Here is a 13,668-nt window from a genome sequence, read left to right as displayed (position 1 = left end):
GCTGCTGATCGCGAGCGTCCCCTCTCCCGCGAAGCGGGGGAGGGACAGGGAGGGGGTGCATGCAGCTATTCGTCGTCGCGAGAACCTTTAGAGCCTTCCGGCTCCAAATCAAAGCGAGCGGACGGCCTCTAGAAAGGCGCTGACCTTTCCCGCGTCCTTGACGCCCCTCTCGCGCTCGACGCCGGACGACACGTCCACCGCCGGCGCGCCCGTGCGGCGCAGCGCTTCGGCGACGTTGTCGGCATCGAGGCCGCCCGACAGCATCCAATGCTTCGCGCTTATGTTGCGCAGCAAGTCCCAGTCGAAGGCGACCCCTGCGCCGCCGGGAACCGCCGCGTCCGGCGCCGGCTTGGCGTCGAACAGCAGAATATCCGCGACGTCTTCATAAGATTGCGCGGCCGCCACATCCTCGGCGGTTGCGACGCCAATCGCCTTGATGACCGGGAGGCCGAAGCGGACCTTCACCGCGGCGACGCGCGCCGGGGTTTCGCGCCCATGCAATTGCAGAAGGTCGGGCTCGAGGTCGTCGACAATTGCTTGGAGCGCGTCGTCGTCCGCGTCGACCGTCAGCGCCACTTTGCGAATGCGCCCCGAGCCCAGCGCCCCCAGCGTCCGGGCCGTCTCCAGATCGATATGGCGCGGGCTTTTCTCGAAGAAGACAAAGCCCGCCATATCGGCGCCCGCGGATATGGCCGCAAGCAGCGTCTCGGGCGACGAGAGGCCGCAGATTTTCACGAGCGTATCGGACAATGCAGCCTCTCGGACCGCGAGCCTTCAGGCTCGCCTGGCTTGGATGCGCGCCCGAAGGCGCGCGGTCCTTTTAGCCCCGATTATACACGTCCTGGAATCGGACGATGTCGTCCTCGCCGAGATAGGAGCCGGTCTGAACCTCGATCAGCTCCAAATCGATCTTGCCGGGGTTGATCAGGCGGTGCTTGCAGCCGATCGGCAGATAGATCGACTCATTCTCGTGCACGAGATGAACTTCGTCGTCGCGGCCGACCTCCGCCGTGCCGCGCACGACGATCCAATGTTCCGCGCGGTGGAAGTGCTTCTGCAGCGACAGGCGCTCGCCCGGCTTCACCACGATGCGCTTCACCTGATAGCGCTGACCCTCGTCGATCGACTGATAATAGCCCCAGGGGCGGAAGATGCGCTTATGCGCCGCCGCCTCGCGGCGGTTCTGCGTCTTCAGCTCGTCGACGAGATGTTTCACCCTGTCGCCGTGCTCATGGTTCAGAACTAGCACCGCGTCCTGCGTCGTCACCACGATGACGTCGTCGACGCCCACGACTGTGGTCAGCGCCTCCTCGGAGCGCACATGGACATTTTTGGCGTCCATCACCACACCGTGGCCGCGCACCGAATTGCCCTTCTCGTCGCGCTCCGACAATTCCCAGACGGCGCGCCAGGTGCCAACGTCCGACCAGCCGATGTCGGCGGGAATCAACGCCGCCTTCTCGGTCTTCTCCATCACGGCGTAGTCGATCGATTTCTTGGGCGCGCGGGCGAAGGCTTCGGCGTTCAGCACGCAGAAATCGAGATCGCGGGCCGCACCGTCGATCGCCGCCTCGGCGGCTTCGGCAATCGTGGGCTCGAAATGGGCGATCTCGGCCTGCATGACGTCGGCGCGGAAGATAAAATTGCCGCTGTTCCAGAAATAGCCGGCGTCGATATAGCGCTGCGCCGTCTCGCGGTCCGGCTTTTCCACGAAGGCGTCGAGCTTGAGGACCTCGCTTCCCTCGTGCAGCGGCGCGCCAGGCCGCAGATAGCCGTAGCCGGTCGCCGGGTGGTCGGGCTTGACCCCGAGCGTGACGATATAGCCCTCGGACGCGGCTTCGGCGGCTTTCTTGCAGAGCGCGACGAGGCCGGCGCGGTCGCGCACCACATGGTCGGCAGCGAGCACGACGACGATCGTCTCGGGCGCGCGGCGCGCGGCGAGGCCGGCCGCCACGGCGACCGCCGGGCCCGAATCGCGGCGCGAGGGCTCGAGCACGACGTCGGCCTCAGCGCCGATCGCGCGTAGCTGGTCGCTGATCAGAAAGCGATAATCGCTGTTGGAGATGACGATCGGCTTTTCGAACGCCGGGTCGGCCAGCATCGCCATGGTCGTCTGGAAGGTCGAACGCTCGCCGACGAGAGGAATAAACTGCTTGGGCAGGCTCTCTCTCGACTCGGGCCAGACGCGCGTTCCGGAACCCCCGCACATAATCACAGGAAGAATTTTAATCATTCAGTCCTTCTCCGGCCCGACGGCTTCCGGCTGCTTCGACTGCAACCGAAAACCGTTCTTCACCGTTAGGTTAAGCAGATGAGAAGAAGAAAGCGCCAGCCCTCTTCGAAATTTTGCACAAGGCTCTGTGTCGCCGAGAGCGAAAAGCTCATTCCGCTTACTTATTGTCAAGAATTTGGCTGGAGTCCAGCTACTCGATTTTTAGGCTTTCCCCTTTTTCTCGAGCTCCGCCTTCAGTGCCGCGAGCTTTGCGAAGGGCGAATCCGGATCGGGCTGGCGCTCGCGTCTCTCGGGAGCCGCGAAACCGCCGCCCGGCCGGCCGCGCCTGTCGTCGCGCGGGCCCCGGTCCGGCCGCGGCTTGTCGAAGCGCGGCTTGTCGAAATGCGGCTTGCCGGCCGGGCGGGGCGCGCTTTCCGCGGCCGTGGCGGCGCCTTCAGGCTGGCGCGGACGGTCGCGGCGGGGCGGGCGGCGTTCGCCCTCGGCGCCGCCTTCGCGCGGTCCGCGCTGAGGCGCGCCCTGATGACGGCGCGGGCCGGCATGGGCGTGGCGTTGCGGCGCCCAGACTTCGATCATGGCGGGCGCTTCCGGCGGGGCTCCTTCCGCGGCGGCGGGCGCCTCGGCGGTTGCTTCGACCGCGGTCGCCTCTGCCGGCGCCTCGATGGCGGCGGTTTCAGCGACGACGTCGACGGCCGCTTCCACCGGGGCTTCGGCGACGGGCTCCGCGGGCGTCTCAGGCGGCGCAGTCTCGGCAGTGGTTTCGCTCGCGGTCTCCGCCGCGGCTTCTTCCTCGCCCGCCGGCTTTGGCGCGATCGGTTCGGTCGAGGCGGCCGGAATCAGCGGCACGGTGATCGCCGGACCCGGGCGCTGCGCGGAGGCATAGCCGAGCGACTTCAGAATCGAAGAGAAAGCCTCGCCCGAGCAGCCGGTGAGCGAGGTCATGGCGACGGTGACGACGAAGCCCTCGCCATCGGCGGCGCCCGCCGGCGGCTCGCCCGCCGTGACGCCGGGCTTATAGGCAATCGCCGGGCGGATGAGATCGGCCAGGCGCTCGAGAATATCGACGCGCACCACCCGCTCGCCGCAGACGCGGAAACCCGCCGCGCGGTAGAAGCCCTTGTGGATCGTGGGATCGGCCGCGAAGGAGGTGCGGCCCGAGGCCGCAAGATGCGGCACTTCCTCGAGCCCCTTTACGGTATCGAGCCCGCCATGCTGCAGCGCCCACAGCAGGGAGGCCAAAGCGCGGGGCGCCGGCTTCAGCAGCAGCGGCAGATAGATGTGATAGGCGCCGAATCGCACGCCGAGCTTGCGCAGGGCGGCGCGGTCCTCCTGGGAGAAGGCTTTCACGTCCTTGGCGACGCGGGCGCGGTCCAGCACGCCGAGATCCTCGGCGATCTGGAAGGCCACGCCGCGCGTGACGCCCTCGAGCCCCTCGCCCTTTTCGAGCGTCTCCAGCGAGCCGAGCAGCTTTTTGACATGCTGCGCCAGCCAGAGATTGAGGCGGGTCTGAACCTTCTCCAGCGCCGCGCCGGTGAGCTGCTCGTCGGCGAGGATGCGGGTCGCGGGCGTGAGCACGCTCGCGCCGGCCGCGATTTTCGCCACAGGCTCGCCGAGCCAGCGGATGACGCCGTCATTGCCGAGCACGAAGGCGTCGTCGACGGCGTCGAAGACGCGGGTGGCGCGCGCCTCGAACTCCCCGGCAAGGGCCTTCTGGGCCGCCGCATTCAGGGCCTTGGCGGCTTCGCCGGCCGCCCCCGGATCGGGCGTGAAGCGAAAGCCCTGGAGGCTCCCGACATGCTGGCCTTCCACCAGCACGTCGCCGGCGGCGTTGATTTCGGCTTCGAGCATCGCATTCTCTCTTAAACGGCGCATCAGCACGCTGGTGCGGCGATCGACGAAACGCTGCGTCAAACGGGCGTGCAGCGCGTCGGACAGGCTGTCCTCTACCCGACGCGCGACGCTCTGCCAATGCTCGGCGTCATCGAGCCAGCCAGAATGGTTCGAGATAAAGCTGACCGTGCGGACCTGCGCAAGCCGGTTGGACAGCGTGTCGATGTCGCCGTCGACCCTATCGACGGCGTCAATATGCTTCGCCATCCAATCGGGTGGAATTTTGCCGCGCCGCGCGATGAAAGAAAAGACCGACAATGCGAGATCGGCGTGGGCCGCCGGCGAGGTCTTGCGATAATCGGGAATTTGGCAGGCTTCCCAGAGCCTTGTGACGTCGGCCGGAGTCTTGGCGTTCTTCTGCGCGATTTCGTCGCGGCTCGCCGCCTCCAGGGTCAACTGATCGACGGCGATGGGCGCGCGGGTGAAGCGCGGATGGTCCGGCGTCTTGTCGAGCGAATGGGACAGCGCCTGGATCGACGAGAAGTCGAGATTGCTGTTGCGCCATTGCAGGAGTTGGACGGGATCGAAGCGATGGTCTTCCAGCGCCTCGATCAGCTCCTCCTCGAAAGGCGGGCAGCGGCCGGTCGCCCCAAAGGCGCCGTCGCTCATATGGCGACCGGCGCGGCCGGCGATCTGGCCGAATTCCGCCGGGGTGAGGCGGCGATAGCGCCAGCCGTCAAATTTGCGGTCGGAGGCGAAGGCGACATGATCGACGTCGAGATTGAGGCCCATGCCGATGGCGTCGGTCGCGACGATGTAATCGACGTCGCCGGATTGGAAGAGTTCGACCTGGGCGTTACGCGTGCGCGGCGACAGCGCGCCGAGCACCACCGCCGCGCCGCCCCTTTGGCGCTTGATCCACTCCGCAATGGCGTAGACTTCCTCGGCCGAGAAGGCGACGATGGCGGTCTTGGGCGGGAGGCGGGAAATTTTCTTGTCGCCGGCGAAGGTCAGCCGGGACAGGCGCGGGCGCGAGAAGATGGGCGCGCCGGGGAAAAGCTCGTTGATGAGCGGCGCCATGGTGTCGGCGCCAATCAGCAGGGTCTCTTGCCGACCGCGCCAGCGCAGCAGCCGGTCGGTGAAGATGTGCCCCCGGTCGAGGTCGGCGGCGAGCTGGATCTCGTCGATCGCCAGGAAATCCACGTCGATGTCGCGCGGCATGGCCTCGACGGTCGAGATCCAATAGGCCGGCGCGCGGGGTTTGATCTTCTCTTCGCCGGTGATCAGCGCGACGGCCTCGGAGCCGACTTTGGCGACCACGCGGCCATAGACCTCGCGCGCCAGCAACCGCAGCGGCAGGCCGATGATCCCCGTGGGAAAGGAGAGCATGCGCTCGATGGCGTGATGGGTCTTGCCGGTGTTGGTGGGGCCGAGCACCGCCGCGACCCCATGGGCGGCGGCGCGGCTTCCAGGCGGGAGCGGCGGCATGAGGATTTGTCGCTTTTCTTTTTTCTGACCCCGGGCGCCGTCATCGCCGGCGCGGCCGTCTCATAACGGAACTTTCGACGGAGCGCGAATTCACCTTCTGAACAGCCGGCGAACGAATCGCGGCCGAATCGCTGACTCGCGCCGAGTCACGCTTCGTTCCAACCAGATATGGTGTGACCTGCCTAAGTGCGACCCAGACATGGTAGATATTAGTTTCGGTTCTGTCCGCAAGATCGTACGGTCGGCGGGACTCGCGGGGCCGCTTCTGTCAACCCTCGAAACGAGCCGCTTTTTGGCGGGCCAATTAACCAGCCGGCAAAAGCGGGAACGCAGCAAGTACGAATCGCTTCTCTGGCTGGTTGCTGGTTGGTTCTGTTTAGATCTTGTGGCGCCAGTCGGTAGGCGCCCAAAATGTAGCGCGGCCGCACTGGGACGCGTTCTGTCGCGCGAGACGGAAAGCGATCGGCCGTTAACGAAACCGTTTCATTCCGGCGCCGGCCCGTCGAGCCTGTGCCGCGTTCCGTGATCTTGGCCCCCGCCGTCGCCGTCCCCCAGCATGGTTAATGCGGGAGCTTTACGGTAGTCGCCCCGGCTCGAACGGATAAACAGGGCCTTAAGCTGTCACCCTCATAGTGCGCGCGAATCTTAGGAAAACAGGACGTTTCGGGGCGCGCATGGGCATCGCCTTAAGTGAAATTCGCGCCACCATCGAAGCCTTCGCGCTCCTGTCGCTCATCGTCAGCGGCGCCGGCGCGGCCATCGCCGATCGGCTACGTTTCCCGGGATTTGCCGAAGGCGCGCGGCTCGAGCGTCTCGGCCTGTCGCTGATCTGCGGCTTCGGCTGCGTCCCCGTGATCCTCAATCTCGCCGCCCGCCTCGGGCCCGAATCGATGACGATCGCCGCCTTGGCGCTTGCCGCGTTCGGCTGGATAGCGCTGGCGTGGCCGGGCGCCACGCCCTCACGGCTACATCCCGCCTGGATCGGCGTCGCGCTGTTTTGGATCGTCTTTGCAACGGCGCTGCTCGTGGACATGCCAGGCGTCGGCAGGCTGCAGCATTCGCTGCTCGCGGTCGATTATGTGAAGCACGCCGCGGCGACCTGGTCGCTGGCGCAGTCCGGCGCGCCGCCCTGGAGCCCGACCTTTTACGATCCGGGCCGGGGGATGTCCTATTACTACCTCTTCTACACCTTGCCCGCCGCGGTCGCCGTCGTCGGCGCGCCGCTCGGCATTGCCGCGCGCCACGCCGTCTACGCCTGCGCGCCGCTGATCGGTTTCGCGCTGTTCGCGCTCGCTCGGGCGGCGCTTGCGCAGAGCGGCGCGGAAACGGCCGTCCGGGTTGCGGAGACGAAGCCTCGGGCGCGCAACGCGCTGCTGCTGGCGCTGCTCTTTGCCACGGGCCTCGATTTCCTCCCCCTCATGACGGTCTATGTCGCGGGCGGGGGAAGCGCGGATTTTCTCTTCCTGCATTTCACCGATTGGGACGAGCAGGTCACCTCCTGGTTCAACAGCGTGATGTGGGTGCCGCATCACGTCGCGGCGCTTTGCGCGGCCTTCGTCGGCTTTATCACGCTCGCCGCGCCCGGCGCCGACTGGCGGCGCGTGGCGCTCGCCGGCCTCGCCTTCGCCTCCATGGCCGGCGAATCCGTCTATGTCGCCATGCCGGCGGCGCTCGGCGCCGGGTTCTGGCTACTCTCCCTTCTCTGGCGGCGCCGGGCCGAAGATGCGATTCGTCTCGGCATTGCTGGCGTTCTTGCGCTTGGCCTGGCCGCGCCATGGCTCGTGACGCTGCTGCCGCGCGTCGGGGGCGGGGGCGAGGCGGCGCCGATCGGCTTCGCCTTGCGCGGCCCGGAATGGATCGACATCCTTGCCGGCTCGCGCGAGGCGGGGGCGATGTACCGCGGCCTGTCGATACCGCTCTTCTATCTCATCGATTTCGGCGTCTTCGCGCTTGGCTCCGTGGTCTTCTGGCGCAAGGCGGGCCGGCGGGGGCGCGCGAGCGAATTCGGCCTGCTGCTCATTTGCCTTACCGTCGCCTCCCTGCTGATCGGCTCATTCTTTCGCTCGACGGTCCTTCTCAACGATCTTGGCTGGCGGGCGATGCTTTTTGCGCAATTCGCGACGCTCATCTGGACTGCGGCGGCGGCGCGGCAAGGGCATTTGTTTCGCGGCGGGATCGGCGCCGCCGCCATCGCCTGTCTCGTCCTCGCCTATCTGGCGTTGGGCGTCGCGGTCGCGCAACTACGTCTTTATTTCCCGCTCGAGCACACGCGCGCGACGCTTGCGGACGAGATGGCGGCCTGGAGCTGGTTAGATGCGCATCTGCCGACGGGCGCCGTCGTGCAGGCGTATCCTGAAAAGAACCGCGCCTATGGCTACGGGCTCTATGGGCGTTTTCCTGTCGCCGTCGCCGATCGGCACAATGCGCGGCTCTTCGGCGCGCGCGAGGCGGAGATCGACGAGCGCATCGCTTTTCTCGGGCCGATCTTTGTGGATGCGACGCTCTCGCTCGACGAGGCGCGTCGTCGTGCGGCGCGCCATAATATCGCGGCGCTGGTCGTCGCTTCGCGCGACCCGGTCTTTGCCGCGCCCGGCGCCTGGACCGCGACGGCGGCGCCCGCCTACGCCAATCAAAATTTCCGCGTCTATATCCTGAACGGCGCCCATCATGACGCAAATGACTGAGACGCGCTCGACACTCCGCCGCGCCTTCGCGCTCGTCCTTCTCTACGCCGCGGCGACCCTCGTCGGCGGCGTGATCTTCGTCGCGCTGCTGCGCGCGGCGCTGGCTCTTCTCGGCCCCGGCGTCATGTTCTACCGCGGCGTCGGCGCGCTCATTGTCGACTTCCTCCTGCTGATCGCGCTGGTCGCGGCGCCTGCCGCGCGCCTGCCGCGCCGTTTCGGGATCGACGGCGTCGACGCGCTCGGCGCGGCGATCGTCGCGACATCGCTTCTCCTCGCGGCTTTCATTCTGGGACCGATCACCGCTGATCGATCGATCTCGGTTTTCATGTTGTCGCAGTTCGACGCCGCCGATCGTCCGTTGACGGCGGTGGAAGCGCGCGACGCCTTTGTGCGCGTCTATGTGGATGATTGGGCGCAGATCGACCGGCGGCTGAAGGAGCAGGCGCTCTCCGGCAATCTCGAGCAGGGACCGGACGGCTGGCGTCTGACCGCGCAAGGCCGCGCCTTCATGAAGACCGCGCGCGCCCTGTCGTCGATCTTCGGCGGCGACCCGCGCTTCGTCGGGCGCAAGGATTAGGCGGCAAATTGCCTGTGCGCGAATCGCGCCGCCGGCCGCCCTGTCTTTGACTTGCCCCGCCGCCCTTGGCTACAAGCCTCCCTCCCTTCACGGAGAGAGGCGAGCATATGGCGTCGATCGTCGAGCGGCTGAGCGAGGAACTTGCGGCGAAACCTTGGCAGGTGGAGGCTGCGGTCGGCTTGCTCGACGGCGGTTCGACTGTCCCCTTCATCGCCCGCTACCGTAAGGAGGCGACGGGCCAGCTCGACGATACGCAGCTTCGCAAGCTGGAAGAACGGCTGCGGTATCTTCGCGAGCTGGAAGAACGCCGCAAGGCGATTCTCGAATCGATCGACTCGCAGGGCAAGCTCGACGATGCGCTGAAGCGCGTCATCATGGAGGCCGACAATAAGGCGCGCCTCGAAGATATTTATCTGCCCTTCAAGCCCAAACGCCGCACCAAGGCGCAGATCGCCATCGAAGCCGGCCTCGCGCCGCTTGCCGAGGCGCTACTCGCCGCGCCCGATAAAGACCCGAAGGCTCAGGCGGAAGCCTTTGTCAACGCCGAGAAGAATGTCGCGACCGTCGAAGCGGCGCTGGAGGGCGCGCGCGCCATTCTCGTCGAGCGCTTCGCGGAAGACGCCGACCTCATCGGCGCGCTGCGCGAAACCCACTGGCAGCAGGCGGTTCTCAAATCAAAGCCGCGCGAGGGCAAGGAAGCCGCCGGCGCTAAATATTCAGATTACTTCGAGTTCTCCCAGCCGATCTCCAAGCTTCCCTCGCACCGCATCCTCGCGCTGTTCCGCGGCGAAAAGGAGGAGATGCTGGAGCTCGAAATGGCGCCGGAGGCGGAGCCCGGCTTAGGGGGCTATGAGAGCCGCATTGCCCGCCGCTATCAGATCGAGGATCGCGGCCGGCCCGGCGATAAATGGCTCATCGATACGGCGCGCTGGGCGTGGCGCACCAAGATCGAGCTGCATCTTTCGGTCGACGCGCGCGCGCGCCTGTGGCGCCTGGCGGAAGACGAAGCCATTCGCGTTTTCGCTGAAAATCTGCGCGATCTCCTGCTCGCCGCGCCAGCCGGCGCGCGCGCGACCCTCGGCCTCGATCCGGGCTTCCGCACTGGCGTGAAGGTCGCCGTCATCGACGCCACCGGCAAGATCGTCGCCACCACCCCGATCTACCCGCACGAGCCGCAGCGGCGCTGGGACGAGTCGATCGCCACGCTCGCGAGCCTGGCGCGCCAGCACAAGATCGAGCTTATCGCCATCGGCAATGGCACCGCGTCGCGCGAGACGGATAAGCTCGCGAGCGAGCTGATCTCCAAGCATCCGGAGTTGAAGCTCACCAAGATCGTCGTATCGGAGGCGGGCGCCTCGGTTTACTCGGCTTCCGAATACGCCTCCAAGGAACTCCCCGACCTCGACGTGACGCTGCGCGGCGCCGCCTCCATCGCGCGGCGTCTGCAGGACCCGCTCGCCGAGCTCGTGAAAATCGAGCCCAAGTCGATCGGCGTCGGCCAGTATCAGCACGATCTTTCCGAGATGAAGCTGTCGCGCGCGCTCGACGCGGTGGTCGAAGACTGCGTGAACGCCGTGGGCGTCGACGTCAACACGGCGTCCGCCCCGCTGCTGGCGCGCGTGTCGGGCCTCGGCGAGACGCTCGCCGCCAATATCGTCGCGCATCGCGACGCCAACGGGCCCTTCCGCACGCGCGCCGAACTGAAGAAAGTGCCGCGCCTCGGCCCCAAGGCCTTCGAGCAAAGCGCTGGCTTCTTGCGCATTATCGACGGCGACGATCCGCTCGACCGCTCGGGCGTGCATCCGGAAACCTATCCGCTGGTGCGCCGCATCCTCGACGCGGCGAAGACCGACATCAAATCGCTGATCGGCAATACGAATGAATTGCGCAAGTTGAAGCCCGCGCAATTCGCCGACGAGACTTTCGGCGTCCCGACCGTCACCGACGTGCTGGCGGAATTGGAAAAGCCCGGCCGCGATCCGCGCCCCGCCTTCAAGACCGCGACCTTCCAGGAGGGCGTCGAGACGCTCAACGATCTAAAGCCCGGCATGGTCTTGGAGGGCGTCGTCACCAATGTCGCGGCCTTCGGCGCCTTCGTCGACATCGGCGTGCATCAGGATGGTCTGGTGCATATTTCTGCCTTGTCGAAGGAGTTCGTCAAAGACCCGCGTAGCGTGGTGAAGCCCGGCGACATCGTGAAAGTGAAGGTCATGGAGGTCGACGCGCCGCGCAAGCGCATCTCGCTCTCCATGCGCCTCGACGACGCTCCGGGCCAGCAGGGCAAAGGCGGGCAAAGCGGGGGCGCCGGCCGCGATCAGGGCCGCCCGCGCGGGCCGCAGCAATTCACCTCGGCGCCGAAGGGCGGCAAGCCGGCCGGCAATAGCCCCGGCGGGCTCGGCGAAGCGCTGCTGGCCGCGATGAAGCAGAAGGGCGGGCGTTAAAAAGAGCCCATCGCATAGGGGGCGAAAACGCTCGCGCCGATCGTCGCCGCTCCCAGCGCCGCAATCAGAACGGCGCCGGCGGCGACGTCCTTCGCCTTCTCGACCTCGGGATGATGCTGCGGCGAGACGACATTGCAGACATGTTCGAAGGCGGTGTTCACCGCCTCCGCCACCCAGACGATCGTCACCGCGGCAAAGAGCCAGCGCCATTCCTCGGGCCGGACCTTATATGCGAACCCCGCCGCCACAACGCCGATTGTCGCGACGGCGTGAAGCCAAGCGTTGTGCTGGGAGCGCAGCATGAAGCCTAGCCCCGCGAAAGCATAGGAGAAGCTCTTCAACCGCGCCTGCGGCGAAAAGGCGTCGGGCTTTTTCAAGGGCTTGCTCTCCCCGCATCGCGGCCGTTGGCCACGGCCGATGCTTTGCCGGCGTCGTCGACCAGGCGTTCGAGCACTTTCAGATAGTCGGAAAAGCGTTTGCGTCCGGGGCTTGTGATGCGGCAAGTCGTCAGAGGGCGATTCTCCTCCAAACGCTTGTCGATGGCGATGAGGCCGTCTTCCTGCAGCACGGCGAGATGGCGGCTGAGATTGCCATCGGTCAGGCCGCAAAGGCGTTTGAGCTCCGAGAATGGCAAGCCTTTCGGAAAAGAGAGGAGCGCGGTCAGAAGGGCGAGGCGCGCCTTCTCGTGAATGACGCGGTCGAGGCCCTCATAGGCGAAACGTCCCTTCTCGGCGTCGCGCCGCGGCACTGTCTCCTCCGTCATTCGCGATCGGGGCAACGCCGGCCGCCCGCCAGGCCGAGCCTCTGCCTAAGCTTTGCGTGGCAAAGTATGCGGTGGCCCAGGCGCACGTCAAGCGCGCGCGGGCCCATGTCAGGGCGCGGAATTCGGGTAAACGAACCCTCCGCAGCCGCGTCATGCCCGGCGCCTGTCGCGGGCATCCACGCCGGGACATGACACACGTGGGGAGAAGAAGCGGCGTCGGTCCCGCTTATATTCTTAAGCTTTCCGCGTCGGCGCGGCGTGAATGATTCGCGCGCCGCGCTTCACATGGGTTTCAGAGTTGAAGCCCATACGGCGCTTGGACGTGCGCTCGAAAGCAGGCGAGGTTGTCTAAAATTTTGGGCATAATCGCCTCCCTATACATTTTGCAAAAAATGGAGCGGGTGAAGGGAATCGAACCCTCGTATTCAGCTTGGAAGGCTGCTGCTCTACCATTGAGCTACACCCGCGACCCTTTTTCTATGCCAAGCCGCGCGCCGCTTTGCAACGGCGAATCCGTCGCGCGGGCTGCGCGCATTTATCTATTTGACAGCGCCGCCGGAGCCCACTAACCCGAGCGCCCGATGGTCAATCAACAGGCGGGCGTTCCAACGCTGCCCCTTTCGTAAGGATCAACGAACCGTGGCCAAACCGGAACTCGGCGCCAAGCGCCAATGCCAGTCCTGCGCAACGAAATTCTACGACCTCAACAAGAGCCCGATCGTCTGCCCGAAGTGCGGGACGATCTTCCAGATCACCGCGCTTTCGCGCGCGCCCGGCCGCGTGGAGGAGGAAGAGAGCGAGGTCGAGAAGGAGGGCGTGGAAACCGTGTCGCTCGATGAGGTCGAGGAGAGCGAGAATGCGGCCGAGACGCTCGATGTCGATGAAGACGTCGAGATCGACGACGCCGGCGACGACGACACCTTCCTCGAAGAGGAAGAGGGCGAGGACGATGACGTCTCCGGCCTCATCGACGGCGACATCGAGACCGACGACGAGGGGTGAGCGTCGCGCCCCTTTCGGGCGCCCCGCAAACAGCCAACAAAAAACCCGCGGCGAGCGCCGCGGGTTTTTTGTTTGGGCTAGCGCGCTTTCCGCTCGCATGGAATCACGCGAGCGGAAAGCGCGCAGAGTCAAAAAATTGGAGCGCATTCTTATCGCAAAAGTCTATCAACTTTTGCGGAATGCGCTCTGGGAACGGTTATTTGCCGCGACGGCGGCGCTGCTGGCCCAGGCCCATCTCTTTGGCGAGATTGGAGCGCGCCTGGGCGTAATTGGGGGCGACCATCGGATAATCGGCCGGCAGGCCCCATTTCTCGCGATATTCCTCGGGCGAGAGGCCGTATTGCGTGCGCAGATGGCGCTTCAGGGATTTGAATTTCTTACCGTCTTCGAGACAGATGATGTAGTCGTTCGTCACCGAGCGCTTGGGGGCGATGGCGGGCTTCGGCGGCTCGGCCGGTGCGGCGGCCACGGTGGAGCCGACGCGCTGCAACGCATTATATACTTCGCTGATGAGCTGAGGCAGATCGGAGGCTGGCACGGAATTGTTGCTGACATAGGCCGATACAATGTCCGCGGCGAGTTCGATATTGTTGGGCAGGTTCATTTAAGGGCGCCTATTGCGTCACGTGGGGACCCTGAGAGGGCTGGCGTCT

The 13,668-nt window shown here is 65.9% G+C and carries 10 protein-coding genes and 1 tRNA gene; 4 read left to right on the top strand and 7 right to left on the bottom strand.

What is annotated here, in order from left to right:
* Positions 1-108 precede the first annotated feature (108 nt).
* From QNA11_RS13530 to QNA11_RS13520, 3 genes are all read right to left on the bottom strand, one after another.
* Entirely contained in the window at positions 109-750 is a 642-nt protein-coding gene (locus QNA11_RS13530; RefSeq protein ID WP_283483432.1) for a phosphoribosylanthranilate isomerase, read from the bottom strand.
* A 70-nt stretch (positions 751-820) separates the two neighbouring features.
* Positions 821-2,233, bottom strand: coding sequence for a mannose-1-phosphate guanylyltransferase/mannose-6-phosphate isomerase (locus tag QNA11_RS13525; RefSeq protein ID WP_283483431.1), 1,413 nt, complete (start codon positions 2,231-2,233; stop codon positions 821-823).
* A 201-nt stretch (positions 2,234-2,434) separates the two neighbouring features.
* A complete protein-coding gene (locus tag QNA11_RS13520) occupies positions 2,435-5,548 on the bottom strand; it encodes a helicase-related protein (RefSeq protein ID WP_283483430.1) in 3,114 nt (1,037 codons plus the stop codon).
* 674 nt (positions 5,549-6,222) lie between these two features.
* Between QNA11_RS13520 and QNA11_RS13515 the strand changes: the two genes are divergently transcribed.
* The 3 genes from QNA11_RS13515 (at position 6,223) to QNA11_RS13505 (ending at position 11,250) form a co-directional block, all read left to right on the top strand.
* Positions 6,223-8,232, top strand: coding sequence for a hypothetical protein (locus QNA11_RS13515; RefSeq protein ID WP_283483429.1), 2,010 nt, complete (start codon positions 6,223-6,225; stop codon positions 8,230-8,232).
* Positions 8,216-8,809, top strand: a complete 594-nt coding sequence (locus QNA11_RS13510; protein ID WP_283483428.1) for a hypothetical protein — start codon at positions 8,216-8,218, stop codon at positions 8,807-8,809. The genes QNA11_RS13515 and QNA11_RS13510 overlap by 17 nt, the downstream gene beginning before the upstream one ends.
* A 107-nt stretch (positions 8,810-8,916) precedes the next feature.
* A complete protein-coding gene (locus QNA11_RS13505; RefSeq protein ID WP_283483427.1) occupies positions 8,917-11,250 on the top strand; it encodes a Tex family protein in 2,334 nt (777 codons plus the stop codon).
* Here QNA11_RS13505 and QNA11_RS13500 read toward each other — a convergent pair.
* From QNA11_RS13500 to QNA11_RS13490, 3 genes are all read right to left on the bottom strand, one after another.
* A complete protein-coding gene (locus QNA11_RS13500; protein ID WP_283483426.1) occupies positions 11,247-11,627 on the bottom strand; it encodes a diacylglycerol kinase family protein in 381 nt (126 codons plus the stop codon). The genes QNA11_RS13505 and QNA11_RS13500 overlap by 4 nt on opposite strands.
* Positions 11,624-12,013: a transcriptional regulator gene (locus QNA11_RS13495; protein WP_283483425.1), complete on the bottom strand. Its 390-nt coding sequence runs from the start codon at positions 12,011-12,013 to the stop codon at positions 11,624-11,626. The genes QNA11_RS13500 and QNA11_RS13495 overlap by 4 nt, the downstream gene beginning before the upstream one ends.
* A gap of 393 nt (positions 12,014-12,406) precedes the next feature.
* Positions 12,407-12,480 (bottom strand) — tRNA-Gly (locus tag QNA11_RS13490).
* Between the two features lie 172 nt (positions 12,481-12,652).
* Here QNA11_RS13490 and QNA11_RS13485 point away from each other — a divergent pair.
* Positions 12,653-13,015 carry a TIGR02300 family protein gene (locus tag QNA11_RS13485; protein ID WP_202070792.1) on the top strand — a complete coding sequence of 121 codons (363 nt, stop codon included), beginning with the start codon at positions 12,653-12,655 and terminating at the stop codon, positions 13,013-13,015.
* Positions 13,016-13,211: 196 nt separating this feature from the next.
* Here the strand turns inward: QNA11_RS13485 and QNA11_RS13480 are convergent, their stop codons facing one another.
* Positions 13,212-13,619: a Ros/MucR family transcriptional regulator gene (locus QNA11_RS13480; protein WP_283483424.1), complete on the bottom strand. Its 408-nt coding sequence runs from the start codon at positions 13,617-13,619 to the stop codon at positions 13,212-13,214.
* Positions 13,620-13,668 lie beyond the last annotated feature (49 nt).

It is taken from the genome of Methylocystis sp. JR02 (assembly GCF_030063565.1).
Lineage (GTDB): Bacteria > Pseudomonadota > Alphaproteobacteria > Rhizobiales > Beijerinckiaceae > Methylocystis > Methylocystis iwaonis.
The sequence above is the reverse complement of the archived record's forward strand: the minus strand, read 5'-3'. Positions and strand labels throughout refer to the sequence as shown.

Bases quoted from the DNA above. Each gene is read 5' to 3' on its own strand.
- QNA11_RS13510 (WP_283483428.1), top strand. From the start codon at position 8,216: ATGACGCAAATGACTGAGACGCGCTCGACACTCCGCCGCGCCTTCGCG.
- QNA11_RS13520 (WP_283483430.1), bottom strand. From the start codon at position 5,548: ATGCCGCCGCTCCCGCCTGGAAGCCGCGCCGCCGCCCATGGGGTCGCG.
- QNA11_RS13480 (WP_283483424.1), bottom strand. From the start codon at position 13,619: ATGAACCTGCCCAACAATATCGAACTCGCCGCGGACATTGTATCGGCC.
- QNA11_RS13495 (WP_283483425.1), bottom strand. From the start codon at position 12,013: ATGACGGAGGAGACAGTGCCGCGGCGCGACGCCGAGAAGGGACGTTTC.
- QNA11_RS13505 (WP_283483427.1), top strand. From the start codon at position 8,917: ATGGCGTCGATCGTCGAGCGGCTGAGCGAGGAACTTGCGGCGAAACCT.
- QNA11_RS13515 (WP_283483429.1), top strand. From the start codon at position 6,223: ATGGGCATCGCCTTAAGTGAAATTCGCGCCACCATCGAAGCCTTCGCG.
- QNA11_RS13525 (WP_283483431.1), bottom strand. From the start codon at position 2,233: ATGATTAAAATTCTTCCTGTGATTATGTGCGGGGGTTCCGGAACGCGC.